This is a genomic window from Lihuaxuella thermophila, from assembly GCF_900110165.1.
In the GTDB taxonomy this organism is placed as follows: Bacteria; Bacillota; Bacilli; order Thermoactinomycetales; family Thermoactinomycetaceae; genus Lihuaxuella; species Lihuaxuella thermophila.
Window position 1 is genome coordinate 32,902 of sequence record NZ_FOCQ01000019.1, and the last position, 18,295, is coordinate 51,196.

Below are 18,295 nucleotides of genomic sequence, written 5' to 3' on the forward strand. Positions count from 1 at the left end.
ATTCGACTGGCGTATTAGGTCCTCCGGGGAGGCGGGTGATCAGGAATGAATTTTATTGACATGCAGTTCGGGAATGTCTACCAGTCTATGGCGACAAAGATGTTGGAATACGCCAAATCCATCGGGGATGAAGTCGAAGTTTGGGCAGTGGGCAAGACCAGGCGAAAAAAGAAATGGCCAAAGCAGATGTTGTAACAGTCGGGCTGCAGATGAGATGATTAAAAAGTACACTGGAAAAGGAAGCGCAAAAATACGGCATTCCCGTAGACGTCGAAGGAATGGCTGAGGGAAAAAAGCATATGAGCAAGCGGTAGTTTAATGGGGGATCGCGGATGGACAAGCTTCAATTAGAAAAATTAACTCCGGAGCAGATCGGGTTTCATTTGGTGCTTCACAGCGGAAATGCACGCAGTAAAATTATTCAATCCTTGCGTGAGTACCGTGCCGGAAATCTTTCACGATCGGAAACTCTCTTGGACGAAGCAGAAGAGGATCTGAGTCACGCGCAACAGATTCATTTTCATCTGATCCAAAAAGAAGCGAACGGGGATAAGGCAGCATTCTCATTGTTGCTCATGCACGCGGAAGATCATCTGATGTCCACCTTGACGATGAAAGATCTGGTGAAGGAGCTTCTTGAAGTGTTCAAAGCCAAAGATCAATCAGAAGAAAAATAGTCATGGGGAATTAAATGATGATAAACTGGGCACTGAGCAGGATTCCGGTGTCGGTTGCCGTCGTTCTTATGAGTTAGAAGCGAGATTGAAATGTGCTCCGGATGAGACTGCTCCCGAAGTCGAAAAGTGGCGTTGATCGATTCGGGCATCCCGTTTGAATACTCTTCTTCACGGCACCGTTACGACAGATTTGTGATTACAACTGTAAATATTAGACGATAGACACGGTGGGAGGGAATCGATATGTTATACGGCGGGATCGAAGCCGGGGGTACAAAATTTGTTTGTGCTGTTGGGGACGGAGACGGGAAAATCATCGACAGGATTCAAATCCCGACGACTGTCCCGGCGGAAACCATGCCAAAGGTGATTCAATTTTTCAGCAAGTTTGAACTACAGGCGGTTGGAATCGGCTCGTTCGGACCGGTTGACATCAATCTTGACAGCCCCACCTATGGGATGATTACATCCACTCCGAAGACGGCTTGGAGAGATTACCCGATTGTTCAGAAGGTCGAAGAATCATTGGGAGTTCCCGTTGGGTTTCATACGGATGTGAATGCTGCCGCCTTAGGAGAAGCGACTTTCGGTGCGGCTAAAGGGCTTGACAGCTGTCTGTATATGACAGTAGGAACGGGGATTGGCGCGGGCGCTGTCGTGCACGGAAAGCTCCTTCAGGGTCTGTCCCATCCGGAAATGGGACACATTTTTGTTCGGCGCCATCCCAGTGACACGTATAAAGGAAGCTGCCCCTATCATCAAGATTGCCTTGAAGGTCTGGCGGCAGGTCCTGCCATTGAAAAACGGTGGGGAAAAAAAGGGAACCTACTGAAAGACAGGGCGGAAGTTTGGGAACTGGAAGGCTACTACCTGGCGCAGGCATTGATGAATTATATCCTGATCCTCTCACCCAAAAAAATTATTCTGGGCGGAGGAGTGATGAAGCAGAGACAAATATTTCCCTATCTGTTTGAGTATTTAAAAAAAGCATGGAACGGGTATGTGCCGCTTCCGGAATTGACGAGCAAAATAGACGAATATATCGTCCCGCCTGCATTGGAAGATGATGCCGGCATCACCGGTGCACTTCTTCTTGCCAAACAAGCGGGTTGGGAAGGGACCCGAACCTAATCAACGAAATCTCCGTTTGAACCCATATCATGAAGTACCGTAAACAACCTGAGCCTGACCAGTTGACGTGAAGAGCTTTAATTTACTGAGTACTCCCAGCTCTGGAATCAAGGTTTATTTCATCCTTGATAACCAATTTCCAACCCCAATCTTGTTAAACAGGATGGATTCAGATAAATGGCTCACCAGCATGTGCGCTGCGGATCATCCTTTGATCAAAGATTGCAATTCCCTTGAAAGGATTCTTGTCACAGGGCCCGTTTCGGCCCATTTTTTAACTTCAACGTACAACTTATTTTCGTGCCTATTTCTGGGCCAAAACAGAACCCATAGTATGGTAGGCAAATCCTTCGATACGTGAGAGCTTTTCTTCTGATGGTAAAACTCCCACTTGCGCTGACACTAGCAAGTGGGAGTTTTACATATGATCCATCCCATTTAGGGAAAGATTGAAAATTACGGCTGAGCGGGGCGATGGTTACCTGATAAATGATGAAAGTACCTGGTCATCACATCAATGGCTACCGGAATGGCATTTTCGTTCGGTTCTATTTTCGGGTGATGTAATCCGTAGGGAGTTTCCACGCCCAGCCAGAACATCATGCCGGGAATTTCGCTTAAGAAATAGCCGAAGTCTTCCCCGGTCATCGCTTCCCGGCACTTGATGAGCTGGTATCCGGTCTCTGAAGGGAACCATTCCATAAAGGCCCGCGTGATGTCGGGATGGTTGTAGACCTGACAGTAGTTTGCCCCCCAGTCGATGGAAGCCTCACAGCCAAAGCCCACCTCGATCCCGCGGACGATGCTCTTAATTCGGTCTTTTACTTTTTCCATCGCTTCGGCCGACAAGGTGCGGATCGTACCCTCTAAACGCGCTGTTCCGGCAATGACATTCTGTTTCGTCCCCGCTTCCATTTTGCCGATGGTAAGAACAACCGAGTCGAGGGGGTCGATGTTGCGAGAGACGATGCTTTGTAATTGGATGGCGAGTTGCGAAGCGGCGATCACCATATCGTTTGCGCGATGGGGAAGGGCGGCGTGTCCGCTTGTGCCGGTCAGGTCGATGAACAGTTCGGAGGTGTTGGCAAATAAAATTCCCGGGCGGGTGGCGATGGTGCCGACGGGATATTCCGGGGCGATGTGCAGGGCGAAGATGAGATCCGGTTTCCACGCCCGAAATGGTTCACTCTCAAGCATCGGCAACGCCCCGCCCGGACCTTCTTCCGCCGGTTGAAAGACGAACAGCAGGTCGTCATCGATGGGATGGTGGACAAAATGGGTTAAAATCCCGAGCGCGATCGCCATGTGCATGTCGTGACCGCAGGCATGCATATAGCCCTCATGCCGGGATTGAAACCCGTAGGAGGTCTCTTCCCGGATAGGCAACCCGTCCATATCCGCCCGGTAGCCGATACATCGTCTCGGATTACGACCCGGGACTTTTACCAGGATTCCGGTGCGCCATGTTTTGATTTGCAAACGATGGGAGGGAAGCGAGGCCAGGTACGAAAGGATGAGTTGCTGTGTTTTCACCTCGGCAAAGCCGGGCTCCGGAATCTGATGAAATTGGCGCCGCAGCTCGATAAACGTTTCCGCAGTCATCAGCGACAAGGATTAATCCTCCTTCACCAGAAATTTTTCCGCGATATAACTGTCAAGTGTTTGAATAAAAAACTCGATATCACCAGCGGTGAGGGTGAGCGGCGGAAGCAGACGGATCACTGTCTTGGCGGTTACATTGACCAGGATGCCTTTCTTCAGCAAATCGCTTTGCAACCGGCTGACTTTTTCCGGGTTCAAATGGGTGCGAATGCCGACCATCATGCCCCGTCCGTCCATATGGCTGATCACGTGCGGGTATTTTTCCTGCAGGTGGCGTAGTTGGCTCCATAACTCATCCGCCGCTTTTTTGCCTTGCTCCAACACGCCTTCTTCCAGCAAAACGTCCAACACGGCATTTCCCATTGCCGCACTGAGCGGGGATGGGGCAAAAGTCGTCCCGTGATCGCCGGGCTGAAAAACATCCGCCGCTTTTTTGCCGGCGATGATTCCTCCGAGCGGCAAACCGCCGCCGATTCCCTTGGCAAATAAAATCACATCCGGTTGCAGCCCGAAATGCTGGTACGCAAACAGAGTCCCGGTCCGTCCGATTCCGGTCTGGATTTCATCCATGCAGAAGAGCATTCCATTTTCTTTGCAAATCTGTGCGATCGCTGTCAAAAATTCTTCGCGAAGAGAAACTACGCCGCCAGCCCCCAAAATAGGTTCTGCAAGTACGGCCGCCGGCTGGTGGTTGCGGCAGATTTCTCGCAACGCATCTTTATCGTTGGGTTCAATTTCATACACCGGAATGTCCAGTTGAGGAAAATCCTGGTAAACGCCCGGTTGGCGGGTTAATCGAAGCGCTCCGAGCGTACGGCCGTGAAAGCTGTTCTTCAGGACAACGATTCCGCTTTTCCCGTTCCGCTCTTTCACCGTCCATTTGTAAATCAGTTTCATCGCCGCTTCGGTAGCCTCAGCACCGGAATTGCCAAAATAGACTTTTCCCTCTCCCACCGTATGTTTAACCAGCCGTTCCGCCAGCCGGATCGCGGGCGGGTTGAGAAACAGATTGGAAATGTGAAGAAACTTGTGTCCCTGATCGTCCAGGGCTTGCATCAAGCGCGGATGGGAATGGCCCAGCACATTGACGGCCAAACCGGTGAACAGATCCAGGTAGCGGTTTCCTTCGGTATCGAACAGATAATTTCCCTCTGCTCTGGCAATGGCAATGGGTAAACGCTTGACCGTATGCATCAGGTAGGTTTGATCCAATGTCTGCCAGTCCATGATTGAACAACCCTCTCTTTATGTTAAAAAATGAGGCCCCACAGGGCCCTGGTGTTCGGTATATAAAATTGTTGTCCCTTGTTTATAATTGGCGCAGTTCCTGCTTGATTTCCGTTTTGGAGCGGGTTTTTTCGTCGATTTGCTTGATGATGCGGGCAGGGACACCGGCGACGACCACATTTTCCGGCACGTCTTCCACGACGATCGCACCGGCGGCCACGACAGAACCCTTTCCGACACGCACACCTTCCAAAATGACGGCGTTGGCGCCCACAACCACATCGTCCTCAATGATGACAGGAGTAGCGGAAGGCGGTTCAATGACACCGGCAATCACTGCGCCGGCACCGATATGGCAGTTTTTTCCGATCGTTCCGCGACCTCCGATCACCGCATTCATATCGATCATGGTGCCTTCACCGATGACGGCTCCAATATTGATCACTGCCCCCATCATGATGACGGCATTCTTGCCGATCTCTACGTTTTCGCGGATGATGGCTCCCGGTTCGATCCGGGCTTGAATGTTTTTCAGATCCAAGAGGGGGATGGCTGAGTTACGGCGGTCATGTTCGATCTCCATATCGTCAATCTTGTCTTGATTGGCTTCCAGAACAGGCTGGAGAACTTTCCAATCGCCAAACAGAACCCCGACGTTCCCTGAGATAAAAGTTTTTACTTCGGGGCCGAAATCAATCTCGTCCAACTTTCCTTTTATATGTACCTTCACGGGAGTTTTCTTTTCGCTTTTTTGAATGAACTCGATAATCTGGTTGGCATCCATCATTTTCATCTGGCAGCATCCTTTCTGGCAAGGTTCCTGTTCGCTACAAAGTATATCACAATAAAGAGGAACACAGCTACTTTTCAATGGACGACAAGGAATCACCCCGTGAAGAACCGCAATCGTCTAACCAGGACGTTTTCTACCCGATGAATGCTATGATTGGACGGATCTCGGAGAGCGAAAGCAGTGGGGGATTTACTCTCCCAAGATCGCCTGCCATTTTTTTGCTTCGGATTCAAAGGGTCTACACTTGGTTTCACTCCTTCAGGCAAGTCTAAGTGATAGTCATCTATTCCATCCCACTCACAGCTTCCTCCATTTGGTAAGCACGGTTCGGCGTCCGTCAGTTCTTCCGTCGTCTATGGTGATCCATTGACCAAAGTAAGAATCCGGGTACAAATTGGCGGGGTCAGAATATTTTTTTGCCCACTCTTCTTGAATCCCAACTACATCATCAACAATTTTGTCAAACCTGTGGCGCGGAACCATCCCCATGCCGAATGAAAACAATGAAAGCAATTTGAATCGCTTTGGCTCTCATCATTGTGGGTAATTTCATTTCAAAAAAATACTCTCTCCTAACCGGTATGGTAACTCTGAAAATCCATCGGAACCAAAAAAGAACAGCTAGGTGCTTCGTGCATCTAGCTGTTACTCTTCCTATTGCATTTTATACTTCACCCAAGACAGCAAAATCCGTTACCAGACATGCTACTTCGCCGTTCTTGTCAAAACCCCAGTAAGAAGCATAAAATCCATCGCCCCAACCCGATGTGAAGAGGATCACATTCAAGCCGTCTTCATTTAGTGGAATATCTGCCCAATCGTCATAAACAGGTTCAATCACTTGTTCATAGAAATCATAACCATCTTCCATGCCAACTAATATTTTCGCCGCTTCTACATCCATAAAGCAGCCTGTTCCCGCATCTACCCCGTAACCAAAGATTTCATTTTCTTTCAACGTGTTCACATCTTGCCCATGGAGTGTTGCCATTTCCCACCTAACAGGCAGGTTGTTATTAAACCGTAGAATGGCATATGCAACTCGGTAATGCTCAGGATTAAAATGGACAATGTTTAAATAAACCGGATATTGTCCTGGTTTTACTTTTAATGAAAAAGGCTCACGCTCAGGAAAAACAAGTGGGTCGCATGCGACAATCTCACCAGAGGGTACGGAAAGAATGCCGATTTGAGTGACTTCCGTAGTATATGCACCAAAGTCCTTATCCTGTCCTTCGGTACTTTGGAAAATTTGATTTGAAATTGGAATCATAACACAGCCTCCTGATGTTTGCGAATATACGTTCCCTCACCTATTATCAAATGATTACGAAGTGAATGCAATGCTTAAATTAAAAATCAGATTTACTCCAAAGTTGCCTTCCGGACGAGTGAACATCTGGCTGTCATTCGCCTTCATGAAAATTGCCTCGTCCTGAACATCATTCATTATCCGGCAGAAATAAGGGCTGAGTGAAGAAGTGGCGGGCATTGCGGTGAATGATGCTGAACTGGAAATGGCGGCCAAACTGATTGAAGAAATCAGCGGCGCATTTCGTGACGATTACAAGAGTAACTACGAGGAAGCGCTGAAAGAACTGATTGAGCCAAAGTCCAGAACAGAGAGATGGAAGCACAGGGTCAACCACGTGTCAATGTAGTCGGTTTGATGGAAGCTCTCCAACGTAGCTTGGATGTCACGAAAGACACACAGCCAGATGAGCCGGCTGAACCGGAAGCGATGGCGGCAGGAGGAGAGGATGCAACTGCAAAGACGGAGCCTGATCCCGTACCGGAGCCAAGAAAACGACACAGGAGGAGAGTATATAGGACAGCAAGTTGCTGTCCTTTTATTCTTTAAAGTCAATTTAGAATTGATCTTTATGCAAAATCCGATCGTAAGCTACCATGCACCGAGCCAGCGTCCATGTGTGTTGGAAGTATTTGAATAATACCGCAAAACCCAGTTGGGACTTAACATACTTCGCTTCAATCAATTGCTTTTCTGGTTCCAATAAAATAAAGTAGTTAATAAGTTCTTCGTTCGACCATTGTTGTTTCAACTAAGATGCAATCCTTTCTAAAGTTCCTAGAATGTATAGAGTCGGTACTTTATCGCCCACCTTAAGAAATACCAATTCCAAGGCAAAACTCAGAACAATCAATGAAATAGAGGAACGATTAGCACAAGTCAAAAAGTGCCCCTGAGAGAAACCGGGGAAAGGAGTTTATATTAGCATGTATAAAAAGGTACTGGACGAGAAGTTTGGAGAATGGTGTCCATGAGAGTTGGGTCTGCACGTGCTGCAGCGATTAACTGGGTTATGCAGTACGCCAGCCGGGAAGATGGGTTCCGGGGGGCGTTTTTCAGCGGCTCGACGATAGGGATGCCTGATGACGCGGAGTTGCCGGCCGCCTCTGATATCGATGTCGTGATCGTCACCGCACATGCCGAGCCACCGCTCAAACTTGGGAAGTTTCTCTACCATGGTGCGCTGTTGGAGGTCACGTATCTGTCTTGGAACCAGCTTACCTCGGTCGAGGAAGTTTTGACTTCCTATCACCTGGCAGGCAGCTTCCGAGTCGACACGATCATTGCCGACCCCACCGGACATCTGCGCAGACTGCAAGCACAGGTGGCTAACCACTTTGCTGAGCGGGTGTGGGTACGTCGCCGATGCGAGAGCGCTCGGCGGAAGATCGAGAACAGGCTACGGGCGATCGACACCTCGGCACCATTGCACGAACAAGTAATGGCGTGGCTGTTCCCAACCGGCGTGACCACGCACGTCCTCCTCGTGGCTGCACTCCGCAACCCAACCGTGCGGCTCCGCTACCTCGCCGCACGTGACGTGCTTATAGAATACGGCCACGCCGACCTCTACCCGGATCTGCTGAAATTGCTCGGCAGTGCTCATCTGGCCCCCCAACGCATCGAACAGCATCTCGATGAGCTCGCCCGAACATTCGACGCCGCTGCGGCCGTGGCCAAGACACCATTCTTCTTCAGCACCGACATCACCGCCACAGCGCGACCGATCGCAATCGACGGAAGCCGTGAACTCATCCGGGCCGGCTACCACCACGAAGCGGTCTTCTGGATCGTCGCGACCTTTGCACGCTGCCACACAATTCTGGCCGCAGACGCCCAAGACCTGCAACGTGCACTCGCTCCAGCCTTTGACTCCATCCTCGCTGACCTCAGCATCACCTCTACTGACGACCTTATCCGCCGAGCCGAGAACGTCATCCAGTTCCTACCTAGGCTCTGGGAGACCACCGAGGCAATTCTGTGCGCCAACCCCAGCATCGTGGCCAAGTAAGCATATTGTTACAATTAATGCTCAGCCATGTTGTGTGTATAGAGTGGGAAGTGGTACAGGAAGATAAGTGAAGGCTCAAATCCGCTTTCGCACCCTCTTCCACCACTTTTTACTTCAAATATAGGAGAGAAGGAGTTTCTATTGCATGACCGGTATCAAAAGTGAAATTATGAGTGCTGTGGACCAACTGAATGAACAAGATATGAGATTTCTTTTCGCCTTAGTGATAGGTTACATCGATGACGAAAAAATATTACAAGCAATTCTGGAACGTGCCGAGTCTATGGAGCGATGAAGAATCAAGTATCAGCGATCATAGAGGCAAACATGCTATCACCCCATTGCCATCAAGCTAAGAAAATGAGTCCCCCCAAAACGAAAATGATGTAAATGTGGATCAGTTCATTTTACTTTTCAGGAATACCTGTGAAACCAGCAAAGCAAGGAATGAACGATGCAAGGCATAAAATATTATGTAAAAAGATACACTGAAAATTGAAAAAGCGCCATTCCTTCTTGGTGTCTAAAGAAAGTATGGCATTTTGTTATGAAATTAAGGAGGGTGAACGAACCCCGGAACATGGGCATAAAAAAAGCAGGGCCTTCGAGAGAGACCCCGCTTTGATTGCCTCAGACTCCGCCCGGTTGGCTGCTGGTCGGTGCCGTGGCGAGTTGGCTACTGGATTGAACTGCTGGAGAAGAGTAGGTGACAGCAGCTAAAAATGCAAAGGCCAGCGCAACAGACATCAGTAGAATTTTGCTTGTCTTTTTAAGCATACTCTACCTCCTGGTCACTAAATTCTTTTTTCGCATTATACATATTCCTCATGCACTTCTGGAATTCCTGCTCACTTTTACCGTCCCAGCAACGGGCGAGGCTGAACCAGATCTCAAATTCTTTGTCTTTGTATTCATGTTTTCTGGCCAATTGCAGCGCTTTTTCGTAACAGAAAATCGCTTCATCCGTTTTATCAATCATTTGACACAAATCTCCCATGATCAACAGGCTGGAGCTGAGTCTCGGGGAATCATCGAATTTTTCTGCATATTTAACTGCTTTTTGAAGCGCTTTGTAAGCTTCTTCATACTTCTCTTGTTTCATATACATGATGCCCATTCGCGTATAAGCCGTGGTCAGGCGCGGGTCTTCCGGGAATTTTCCTTCCAGTTTGAGAGCCATGGTGAATGAGGTTTCGGCGAGTTCCCAATCTCCTTGGGAAGTATAGATGCTGCCCAAAACGGTCCAAAGATCGCACATGCTATCGTAAATCTGGTTGCGGCTGGCAATATCGATTCCTTCCATCGAGTATTTAATGGCTTCTTCAGTCAGACCCGATAATCTGGAAAATTCGGCTCTCAGCCAATAGAAACTGAGTGCGGTTGTTACATCGTCGATCATCGGAATGGAATCCCAGATGTCTTGAACCAGGCGCATCCCTTCCGTCACCCGGCCGAGGCGCTGGAGATAGACACCCTTGTTGCGGTATAGCAAATACTTGATGTGCTGGTTTTCTCCTTCATCGACAAAGGCTTCGATTCCGCTGTTGGTGTACTCGAGTGCCCGTTCCAGATTGTTCTGATAATAGCTGATATAGCCGAGCAGCAAATAACTGGCCGCTTCCATGTTGTTTTCTTTATACGGATTTTGTTGCGAAATTCTGAGTGCGTTGTATAGGGCTCTCTCGGCCTGTTTCCATTTTCTTTTGTCGATGTAGCACTTTCCTTTGTAGTAGTAGGCATGAGCGATATAAGGATGTGAGTCGTCCAGTCTCAATTCTTCCAGCTTATCCAGAGCCTCATCGGTATCGCCGATTTTGCGCAAGGTAGCGATCGTCAACAGTTTGAACTTCACTCGTTTTAGCTCTTCCTGCTCTTTGACCAGCATTTCCGGCAGCTTGTGCATGGGGAGGTCCAGTTTTTCCAGAAGATATGAAATTTTCTCCGGGCTGACATGAGCCACTCCGCGCTCAATATTGCTGACCGTAGCAGGCGAAATATTTTCATCAGCCAGATCTTCCAGACGCAGACCACGTTCTTTCCGAACTTTGCGGATTACTTCACCAATCTCGTGCAAAGCCAGTGTTTTCATCTCGTTCACCTCTTGTCCAATCTAATTAATATGTGAATAATATTAATATTATATTACACCTTTTTAAAAAAATTGGGAATGGCTATTTTTTAATTTTCTTAAAGCTAAAGCGGGTTTTTTGGGTGGCGAAGCCGATCCTGGCGGCACTTCGGTATAAATGAGAGTGTTTGATGATATTTTGTTTAAAATAGGCAATAAAAATAGTAGGGTACATAGAATAGAAAACACTTTCACTGGAGGAAGTATGGTCATTTTCCCTTTTATCAAAGAGTTGAAAAGACGGGCGGTCGAGGGCAGGCTGTTCGATCTTTCGGCACAACTTGCTTATTATCTGCTCATGTCCTTGTTTCCGTTTCTCTTGTTGACGGTTACCCTGTTAGGGTTTTTACCGGTTTCCAGTCAAAGCGTACTGGACATGATCCGCCCATACGCGCCGCCGGCCACTTATGAACTGTTAAAAGACAATCTGGCCGTGATTCTGGATGAACAGCGAAGCGGTGTCCTGTCTTTCAGCGTTGTTGTCACGGTTTATTTGTCTTTTGTGGTTTTTCTGTCCCTCATACGCATCATGGACGAGGCGTATCAAGTGAAAGAAGACCGCCCTTTCTGGAAAGAAGCGGTTTTGGGGCTTTTTTTAATGTTTGGTTTGCTCGTCGCGCTGGTCATTTCTTTGATGTTGCCTGTGTTCGGCCAGGTAATTGCGGAAAATGTTTTTCAGCTCTTTGGGGCCACCAGCGGGTTTTATGAAGTATGGAACTGGATTCGCTGGCTGTTCAGCAGCTTTATTTTATTCCTGGTATTTCTCAGTTTGTATAAGTTTGCCCCCAATACAAAAGTGAAGCTCCGACAGGCGTTGCCCGGAGCCGTCTTTGCCACGCTCGGCTGGCAGTTCGGCTCGCTCGGCTTTTCGTATTATGTATCACTGGACAACTATACTCTGATCTACGGTAACTTGGGTGCCATCATCATTTTGGTGGGCTGGTTTTACCTTTCCTCGCTGATTCTGATCCTGGGCGGCCTGATCAATGCCGTCTTATGCAAACTGAGAGCGGAAGCGGCCGAGAAAAGATGAGCATTGTCCATACAGATGTGTTAAGCTGGTTACGTAACGATTTAGCATAAGACGGGTGATGGTATGCCGCAAACGAGATTGTTCCGGATTGGCTACGGGATGATCGTCATCTTGTTGATCATTTTGCTTTCCAAACAAGTAAGCTTTATCTTTCAGCCTTTGGTAGTGTTTGTGCAAACGCTGTTTTTTCCGTTTCTTGTATCCGGTGTACTTTTTTATTTGTTTCGCCCTGTTGTGGGCGCCTTGCAAAAGATGGGAATTCCCAAAACACTGTCGATTTTGTTGATTTATCTGGTGTTTATCGGTCTGTTGGTCCTGCTGGGCGTGATTGCGGGCCCGCTGTTAAAAGAGCAGTTTGAGCGCCTGGTGGAAAACTTTCCGCAGATCATGGACAAGGCGAGACAGAAGTTTGTGGAGCTGAACCGCCAGCCTTGGGTCAGCCGCTATGTGGACTGGAATGAAATCTCCATCCAGGTGACCAATTATTTAAAAAACAGTTTAACGAAAATCGGAACCAATATCGCCAACTTTTTCGGGATTCTCACGAATATTCTGGTGGTGTTTGTTACGGTCCCTTTTATCCTGTATTACATGTTGAAAGAAGGGGAAAAGGCTCCTCAATACCTGTTGCGCCTGTTGCCGGACCGGGAGAGGGAACAGGGACGCCGGATTTTGTCGGACATGGATGCGGCGCTCAGCTCCTATATTAAAGGGCAGGTACTCATTAGCGTATTTGTGGGCGTGATTGTCTATATCGGCTATCTGATGATCGGCATCGATTATTCGCTCATCCTCGCCCTGGTCACCATGTTTACCAATGTGATTCCGTTCATCGGACCGCTGATCGGCACGATTCCCGCCCTGGTGGTCGGTTTTACCGATACGCCGATGATGGCGGTCAAAGTGCTGGTCGTGGCCGTGATTGCCCAACAGTTGGAAGGGAACGTGATTTCTCCGCTCGTCATGGGGAAAAACCTGAATATCCATCCGTTGACTATTATCCTTCTCCTATTGGTGGCCGGAAGTTTGGCCGGTTTTCTCGGACTGTTGCTCGCAGTTCCCACGTATGCCGTGCTGAAAGTGGTGGTCAGCCACTTCTACCGCTTGCTCCGGTTGAGAAGCGAAATGAAACGGCAAGCGCAGGAAGCATAGGATTTATGGCTAAACAAAGCCCACTCTCTGCAAGAGTGGGCTTTGTTGGCGATAGAATAACTATTCTGCACCAATTCCCGTATTGGAACGGACGTACAGTTCGGTGAATTTTTGTTCCGCTTCAGGTTCGCGGGAGAGCAGAGTTCCCAACCAGGCACCGGCAAACCCGAGCGGAACCGATACGATGGCAGGGTTTTTCAGCGGGAAGATGGCACTTTCGGGGTCCATCAGATTGGGGCTGATCAACACCAGCAAGATGGAGCTGATCAGACCGGTTAAGATTCCCGCAACTGCTCCTGCCGTATTAAACCGCTTCCAAAACAGACTGAACAGGATGACGGGCAGGTTGGCGCTGGCGGCCACAGCAAACGCCAGGGCGACCAGAAAAGCGACGTTTTGGTCTTTGGAGAGAAGGGCCAGGATGATGGAGACGATGCCCACTCCCACAGAAGCCCATTTGGCCACCCGCATTTGCTCTTTTTCCGTGGCTTTTCCTCCCCGCAAGACGTTGGAGTAAAAATCGTGGGCAAAAGCCCCGGCGGCTGAGATCACCAGCCCGGCCACCACCGCCAGGATGGTCGCAAAGGCCACGGCGGCGATAAATGCGAGGAATAAGTTGCCTCCCAATGCTTCGGCCAGCAGCGGGGCCGCCATGTTTCCTGCTTTGTCGGCCGCTTTTATTTTATCTTGCCCCACGAGGATGGCCGAACCAAAACCGAGGAAGGTGGTCATGATATAGAACGATCCGATGATAAACATGGCCCAGACGACGGATGTACGCGCTTCTCTGGCATTGGGCACCGTGTAGAAACGGATCAAAATGTGCGGAAGGCCGGCTGTTCCGGCAAGCAGCGCCAAACCGAGCGAGATGTTGTCCAGCGGGTTTTTGTATAAGAGGCCCGGTTCCAGAAACCTTTGTCCGAGCTGGGCTGAAACCTGGTTAAACATTTCCACGATACTGAAGCCGAACTGGGCGAGCACCAGTAAACTGAGCAAAATCGTCCCTGCCATCAGGAGGACGGCTTTGACGATTTGCACCCAGGTGGTGGCGAGCATGCCGCCGAACACCACGTACAAAATCATCAAGATGCCGATGATGATGATGGACAACTCAAAGTTCAGCCCGAGCAACAACTTGATAATGCCGCCTGCCCCGACCAGCTGGGCGATCATGTAAAAGGTGGAGATGGCCAGCGTGCTGAGCGCGGCCGCTGAACGCACCGGTTTCGCCCTCATCCGGTATGCCAGCATATCGGCCAGGGTGTACCGCCCGGAGTTTCTGAGGGGTTCCGCTACGATAATCAGTACGACCAGATAGGCGACCAGCCAGCCGACGGAGTAGAGGAAACCGTCAAAACCGCCCAGCGAGATCAGGCCGGCGATCCCGAGAAAAGAGGCGGCGCTCATGTAGTCACCGGCAATGGCAATTCCGTTTTGCCAGCCGCTGATGGCCCGGCCGGCGGCATAGAAGTCGGTGGTTGTCTGTGTTCTCTTGGCGGCCCAATAGGTGATCGCCAGTGTTAAGAATACGATGATCAGAAAGAGGGTGAAGGCGGTTGAGTTCATGAAGCTGTCCTCCTCTGCTGTTCCATGATCTGCTCCACTAATTTGTCCGTTTTGTTGGCATGCCGCACATATAAAATGGCGAGAACCCAGGCCATAAAAAATTGCGATAAGGCAAACAGATAAGCTCCGTTGATCGAGCCGATCACCGGGGTGTTAAGGAATTTGAAATAACCGGTGAAAAAGGGCAGGGCAAAATAATAGACGACGAAAAAGACGGATGCCCAGATGGTAAATCGTTTCTTTTGTTGCATCAGCTTGCGAAATTCCGGAGACTGAGCAATTTCTTCCCAATCGGGATGGGCCTGGTTGATTTTGCGAACCTGATCCCTGGTTCCTGTCACGGTAGAAGCCTCCTTACGAAAGTTGATGAATCGGTCCACTAATCGGACTATTATGTGAATATATTATATTAAAAATATATCACAGACCATTCAAAAAAGTTTACTTAATTATCAGCAAGACCCTTTGTTTTTTACAGAAAAAATCCGGCTTTCCCAAGCGGTTTTGGAAGCCGGATTTTTGGTTGATCAACAAAGGCAGGGGGGTTATTGCCAGAAGAGATTTGTATTTTTTAACCATGAAGGGAATATATGGATGTCATTTGGCTTGCTGACCGTCTCGCAGCCTTTGCTGCAATCGCTTTTCGACAGGACGAACAGGACATCTTTTATTTTCATTGAAGGGGAAATCTGGTAAACTCCCGGTTGAATCGACTCGTTTTTCAGCGTGTTGTAACCCCAATAGTAAAGGAGAAAGACAGATTCATTTCGGATGATTTTTTTCTGTTCCAACTCCCGGGCGACTTCCCGGATCGATGCGCCTTTGGAGATATTCACTTCCACCATTTTCGTTCGCGGCGGTGAAGATAATCCGCTGTGAATATAATGGTAGATGCCGAAAACGAAGCCGCAGGTGAGTGAAGCAACCGGGATCATTTTTAACGTAAATCGAATCACCGGAGCCAGATGCAGGTCATAAAAGATGCGTTGAATGATCTGGAGAATCCCGATCCCCAGCCTCTCTGCATATTTTCGGTAACCGACGGCGAAGAACCAGATGATGTGAAGTGAGATAATGGTCATGATCCACCACATCATCTCTCCACTTGTAATTTTTAACAGCCAGCCACCCAAAATCGGGCCGATGAAGAGGCCGATCTGAGAGAAATTGAATGCCCCGTAATACGTTCCCCTGAGCCGCTCATCGGCGAGTTGGTCGATAAACCGGTTCGAAACGGGGAACACCAATATTTCCCCAAGCGTGAGAAGGATGATCCCCAACACATAACTCAGTTCATTGCCGCCGACCGCAAAGGCGGAGAATCCCGCCGAAAATAACAGGCTCCCCAATAGCAAGCTGCTCAGTATATTTTTTTTCTGGGCCCAATTAGCAGCAAACCCTTGCAAAAGGATCACCAACACCGCGTTCATGGCCAGGAGGAATGGAAACAGGGTTTTGCCGCTTTCGAGCTCCTTGGATAAGTGAAGCGGCAGATTGGATTCGATTTGCGCGTAGACCGCAAAAAACAGAATTCCTCCCGACACGAAATACGCGAGAGCCCTGTCTTTCAGGATCACGCTCACACAATCCCGTAACCGTACCTTTCCTTTTGGTTGACACATTTGGATTTGTTTGTCATAGCGGATGAACTGGAGAATTAAGATCACGGTATACGCGAGAAAAGCGATTCCGGTATAAAAGAAAGTCTGGATTCCCGCCACGGGGAACAGGACAGCACCTAACAGGGGGCCCAGCACCAACCCGATATTCAGGGATGTGTACCGGTACCCGAAGATTTTCATCCGCTTCGTTTCCGGTGTCAAATCAGCCATCATCGCCTGGGAGGTGGGATCAAAAAACGACCGGCACAAACCGTGCATGAAATTCAGCAACATAAAGTGCAGATAGGTTTGTGCGAACAGAAAGCAGAAAAACATCGCGGTCCATGTGATCATCGAACTGAGCAGGACCAGGCGGCGGCCAAGCAAATCGGATAAATAACCGCCGATAAATCCTCCCAACGCTCCCCCCAGTCCGCTCATACTGAGCACCAATCCGATTTGAAAGGGATTGAGACCGGTCTGGCTGTCCAAATAGATCGCCAAAAAAGGCAGGCTCATAAATGCAGCCGTACGCGTAAAAGCCGTGCCCAAAATGAGGGACCATATCAACGGGTGGTAACTCGCTTGCTTGTGTCGCTCTCTCCGTGGAGGCAAAGATGCTATTTCGGCACCCATAATATTGCTCCTCTTCTGAAATATGCGAATGATTTGTCATTTTCCGGCTTCATGATCAACAAATGGTGAATCCGAACCGAGGGTAACGTTTATATTAGAGGCTTTATATAATTTCTCCTGCCAGAAAAAAATTTATTTTAGTTGTTTGATCTCAGTAGAGGATTCATTGGCGCGGACAAAATAAGTCTTTGATAAATATAGAACTATTCCACCCGCGAACACGGTATCTTGAAAAATCATTATATAACGAAATTATTTTATTAAAATATTATAATTGTTTTATTTGAATTCACTTTCATGCCGCATCGCTGATTTTAAATCTGAAAGCCAATTGAAGGATCCGAAAGAGGTAAAAAGTGTCCATCTCCGATTCCGGACCCGTCTTCCCAGGAGAGCCCGGGTCAAGCTTGCCCGGGTTCACGTAAAATCAGCTGATAAAAATGTACGTCTTGCCATTCGCCAAACTTAAAACCGACCTCTTTAAAAATCCCGGCCAGCTGAAAACCAAATTTCCGGTGCAAGCGCACACTGGCTTCATTGCCTCCCGTGATCCCCGCAATGATCACATGGTAATCCAGTTCCCCGGCCCGCTTCAAAATCTCTGTCATCAGAATGGTGCCAATCCCTTTACCGAAGTGATCCGGGTCGATATAGATGGACACCTCTGCCGTCTTTTCATAAGCAGGTTTGCTGCGGAAGGGAGAAAGGCAGCAATAGCCGGTAACTTGTCCGTTTTCTTCCGCCACGATGAGCGGGTATTTTCCTCCGTAGTGGGAAAACCACGTTTTTCTCTGTTCCAGCGTCTGTTCTTCCAAATCAAAGGTGGCTGTGGATGTGAGAACCGCGTGGTTGTAGATCCGCAAGATGGCTGGCAAATCCTCCAATTGTGCTTCTCTTACCGTAACCATATCATCTCACCTATTTCTGTGAAGTCTGTTTTAACTTCCATTATCCTATTTTTTTGCCGATTCGGGGACAAGTTTCTGACGCTTTTTTGGCTATGGGGATCACCGTATCATTTCGGGTAAAACGTACGCTAAGGCACAATTCAGGCACAAATCAACCGGCATCCCGTACGCTGAGCATATGTAAGCAAGCGAAAAAGCCTATTCCCCTCATATCGAGAATAGGCTTTGCAATCACTCTCAACATCTTTGAAGGCCTTGTAAAATGAGTTCTTGTTCAGACCGGCAACTGCATTTTTCCCCCGAGAGTTGCTTCCATTCTTGGATCATTCCCTTGTCATCCTTGCTTCGGCTAATGTGTTGGAATAAGTTTCATCGCGAATATACCAATCAGAGACCCTGATGGTCGTAGAAATACATTGATCAGATAAAAAAACTGTGATAAATTAGTGTAGAAACACAAAATTAGATTCGATTTAATTAATAGTATCCCTAATATAATGTTATAACAAAATCCCCGT

General features: G+C 48.5%; 18 protein-coding genes and 2 pseudogenes. 10 read left to right on the forward strand and 10 right to left on the reverse strand.

Annotated features, from left to right (window positions below):
• Positions 1-73: 73 nt before the first annotated feature.
• The 4 genes and pseudogenes from BMW55_RS17080 (at position 74) to BMW55_RS17090 (ending at position 1,808) form a co-directional block, all read left to right on the forward strand.
• A pseudogene (locus BMW55_RS17080) lies at positions 74-351 on the forward strand (PTS sugar transporter subunit IIB).
• Positions 333-677 (forward strand): PTS sugar transporter subunit IIA, encoded by a 345-nt coding sequence (locus BMW55_RS17085; RefSeq protein WP_089972539.1) that lies wholly within the window; start codon positions 333-335, stop codon positions 675-677. The pseudogene BMW55_RS17080 and the gene BMW55_RS17085 overlap by 19 nt, the downstream one beginning before the upstream one ends.
• Positions 678-762: 85 nt before the next feature.
• Positions 763-899, forward strand: a pseudogene (locus BMW55_RS19880) (GntR family transcriptional regulator); the annotation flags it as partial.
• Positions 900-920: 21 nt separating this feature from the next.
• Positions 921-1,808 carry an ROK family protein gene (locus BMW55_RS17090; RefSeq protein ID WP_089972542.1) on the forward strand — a complete coding sequence of 296 codons (888 nt, stop codon included), beginning with the start codon at positions 921-923 and terminating at the stop codon, positions 1,806-1,808.
• A 456-nt stretch (positions 1,809-2,264) separates the two neighbouring features.
• Here the strand turns inward: BMW55_RS17090 and BMW55_RS17095 are convergent, their stop codons facing one another.
• From BMW55_RS17095 to BMW55_RS17115, 4 genes are all read right to left on the reverse strand, one after another.
• Positions 2,265-3,410, reverse strand: coding sequence for an N-acetyldiaminopimelate deacetylase (locus BMW55_RS17095; RefSeq protein ID WP_089972660.1), 1,146 nt, complete (start codon positions 3,408-3,410; stop codon positions 2,265-2,267).
• 12 nt (positions 3,411-3,422) lie between these two features.
• Positions 3,423-4,637: an aspartate aminotransferase family protein gene (locus BMW55_RS17100; RefSeq protein ID WP_089972546.1), complete on the reverse strand. Its 1,215-nt coding sequence runs from the start codon at positions 4,635-4,637 to the stop codon at positions 3,423-3,425.
• A gap of 82 nt (positions 4,638-4,719) precedes the next feature.
• Entirely contained in the window at positions 4,720-5,430 is a 711-nt protein-coding gene (gene dapD / locus BMW55_RS17105; RefSeq protein WP_089972551.1) for a 2,3,4,5-tetrahydropyridine-2,6-dicarboxylate N-acetyltransferase, read from the reverse strand.
• 664 nt (positions 5,431-6,094) lie between these two features.
• Positions 6,095-6,703 (reverse strand): DUF4241 domain-containing protein, encoded by a 609-nt coding sequence (locus tag BMW55_RS17115; RefSeq protein ID WP_089972559.1) that lies wholly within the window; start codon positions 6,701-6,703, stop codon positions 6,095-6,097.
• Between the two features lie 223 nt (positions 6,704-6,926).
• Here BMW55_RS17115 and BMW55_RS19550 point away from each other — a divergent pair, with 223 nt between their 5' ends.
• The 4 genes from BMW55_RS19550 to BMW55_RS19555 all read left to right on the forward strand — a co-directional run bounded on the left by BMW55_RS19550 (position 6,927) and on the right by BMW55_RS19555 (position 9,048).
• Complete coding sequence (locus BMW55_RS19550; RefSeq protein WP_170840000.1) at positions 6,927-7,091, forward strand: hypothetical protein; 165 nt, start codon at positions 6,927-6,929, stop codon at positions 7,089-7,091.
• 99 nt (positions 7,092-7,190) lie between these two features.
• Positions 7,191-7,382, forward strand: coding sequence for a hypothetical protein (locus tag BMW55_RS17125; RefSeq protein ID WP_089972566.1), 192 nt, complete (start codon positions 7,191-7,193; stop codon positions 7,380-7,382).
• A gap of 330 nt (positions 7,383-7,712) precedes the next feature.
• Positions 7,713-8,753: a hypothetical protein gene (locus BMW55_RS17130; protein ID WP_089972569.1), complete on the forward strand. Its 1,041-nt coding sequence runs from the start codon at positions 7,713-7,715 to the stop codon at positions 8,751-8,753.
• Between the two features lie 145 nt (positions 8,754-8,898).
• A complete protein-coding gene (locus BMW55_RS19555; protein ID WP_170840001.1) occupies positions 8,899-9,048 on the forward strand; it encodes a hypothetical protein in 150 nt (49 codons plus the stop codon).
• Between the two features lie 335 nt (positions 9,049-9,383).
• Here BMW55_RS19555 and BMW55_RS19560 read toward each other — a convergent pair whose 3' ends face one another.
• The gene (locus tag BMW55_RS19560) at positions 9,384-9,530 is read right to left on the reverse strand and encodes a hypothetical protein (protein ID WP_170840002.1); all 147 of its coding nucleotides are present in this window, start codon (positions 9,528-9,530) and stop codon (positions 9,384-9,386) included.
• On the reverse strand, positions 9,523-10,842 hold the full coding sequence (locus BMW55_RS17135) for a helix-turn-helix domain-containing protein (protein WP_089972572.1): 1,320 nt from the start codon (positions 10,840-10,842) through the stop codon (positions 9,523-9,525). The genes BMW55_RS19560 and BMW55_RS17135 overlap by 8 nt, the downstream gene beginning before the upstream one ends.
• A gap of 244 nt (positions 10,843-11,086) precedes the next feature.
• Between BMW55_RS17135 and BMW55_RS17140 the strand changes: the two genes are divergently transcribed.
• Entirely contained in the window at positions 11,087-11,914 is an 828-nt protein-coding gene (locus BMW55_RS17140; RefSeq protein WP_170840003.1) for a YihY/virulence factor BrkB family protein, read from the forward strand.
• A gap of 63 nt (positions 11,915-11,977) precedes the next feature.
• Positions 11,978-13,066, forward strand: a complete 1,089-nt coding sequence (locus BMW55_RS17145; RefSeq protein ID WP_089972578.1) for an AI-2E family transporter — start codon at positions 11,978-11,980, stop codon at positions 13,064-13,066.
• A 60-nt stretch (positions 13,067-13,126) separates the two neighbouring features.
• Here BMW55_RS17145 and BMW55_RS17150 read toward each other — a convergent pair whose 3' ends face one another.
• From BMW55_RS17150 to BMW55_RS17165, 4 genes are all read right to left on the reverse strand, one after another.
• The gene (locus BMW55_RS17150; protein WP_089972581.1) at positions 13,127-14,632 is read right to left on the reverse strand and encodes a solute symporter family protein; all 1,506 of its coding nucleotides are present in this window, start codon (positions 14,630-14,632) and stop codon (positions 13,127-13,129) included.
• The gene (locus tag BMW55_RS17155; protein ID WP_244527613.1) at positions 14,629-14,973 is read right to left on the reverse strand and encodes a DUF485 domain-containing protein; all 345 of its coding nucleotides are present in this window, start codon (positions 14,971-14,973) and stop codon (positions 14,629-14,631) included. Before BMW55_RS17155 ends, BMW55_RS17150 begins: the two co-directional genes overlap by 4 nt.
• Before the next feature lie 204 nt (positions 14,974-15,177).
• The gene (locus BMW55_RS17160; protein WP_089972585.1) at positions 15,178-16,869 is read right to left on the reverse strand and encodes an MDR family MFS transporter; all 1,692 of its coding nucleotides are present in this window, start codon (positions 16,867-16,869) and stop codon (positions 15,178-15,180) included.
• Between the two features lie 401 nt (positions 16,870-17,270).
• Positions 17,271-17,777 carry a GNAT family N-acetyltransferase gene (locus tag BMW55_RS17165; protein WP_089972588.1) on the reverse strand — a complete coding sequence of 169 codons (507 nt, stop codon included), beginning with the start codon at positions 17,775-17,777 and terminating at the stop codon, positions 17,271-17,273.
• Positions 17,778-18,295 lie beyond the last annotated feature (518 nt).

Bases quoted from the DNA above. Each gene is read 5' to 3' on its own strand.
- BMW55_RS17150 (WP_089972581.1), bottom strand. From the start codon at position 14,632: ATGAACTCAACCGCCTTCACCCTCTTTCTGATCATCGTATTCTTAACA.
- BMW55_RS17125 (WP_089972566.1), top strand. From the start codon at position 7,191: ATGCAACTGCAAAGACGGAGCCTGATCCCGTACCGGAGCCAAGAAAAC.
- BMW55_RS17165 (WP_089972588.1), bottom strand. From the start codon at position 17,777: ATGGTTACGGTAAGAGAAGCACAATTGGAGGATTTGCCAGCCATCTTG.
- BMW55_RS17095 (WP_089972660.1), bottom strand. From the start codon at position 3,410: ATGACTGCGGAAACGTTTATCGAGCTGCGGCGCCAATTTCATCAGATT.
- dapD (WP_089972551.1), bottom strand. From the start codon at position 5,430: ATGAAAATGATGGATGCCAACCAGATTATCGAGTTCATTCAAAAAAGC.
- BMW55_RS17090 (WP_089972542.1), top strand. From the start codon at position 921: ATGTTATACGGCGGGATCGAAGCCGGGGGTACAAAATTTGTTTGTGCT.
- BMW55_RS17100 (WP_089972546.1), bottom strand. From the start codon at position 4,637: ATGGACTGGCAGACATTGGATCAAACCTACCTGATGCATACGGTCAAG.
- BMW55_RS17115 (WP_089972559.1), bottom strand. From the start codon at position 6,703: ATGATTCCAATTTCAAATCAAATTTTCCAAAGTACCGAAGGACAGGAT.
- BMW55_RS17130 (WP_089972569.1), top strand. From the start codon at position 7,713: ATGAGAGTTGGGTCTGCACGTGCTGCAGCGATTAACTGGGTTATGCAG.
- BMW55_RS17145 (WP_089972578.1), top strand. From the start codon at position 11,978: ATGCCGCAAACGAGATTGTTCCGGATTGGCTACGGGATGATCGTCATC.
- BMW55_RS19560 (WP_170840002.1), bottom strand. From the start codon at position 9,530: ATGCTTAAAAAGACAAGCAAAATTCTACTGATGTCTGTTGCGCTGGCC.
- BMW55_RS17135 (WP_089972572.1), bottom strand. From the start codon at position 10,842: ATGAAAACACTGGCTTTGCACGAGATTGGTGAAGTAATCCGCAAAGTT.
- BMW55_RS17160 (WP_089972585.1), bottom strand. From the start codon at position 16,869: ATGGGTGCCGAAATAGCATCTTTGCCTCCACGGAGAGAGCGACACAAG.
- BMW55_RS17140 (WP_170840003.1), top strand. From the start codon at position 11,087: ATGGTCATTTTCCCTTTTATCAAAGAGTTGAAAAGACGGGCGGTCGAG.
- BMW55_RS19555 (WP_170840001.1), top strand. From the start codon at position 8,899: ATGACCGGTATCAAAAGTGAAATTATGAGTGCTGTGGACCAACTGAAT.
- BMW55_RS17085 (WP_089972539.1), top strand. From the start codon at position 333: ATGGACAAGCTTCAATTAGAAAAATTAACTCCGGAGCAGATCGGGTTT.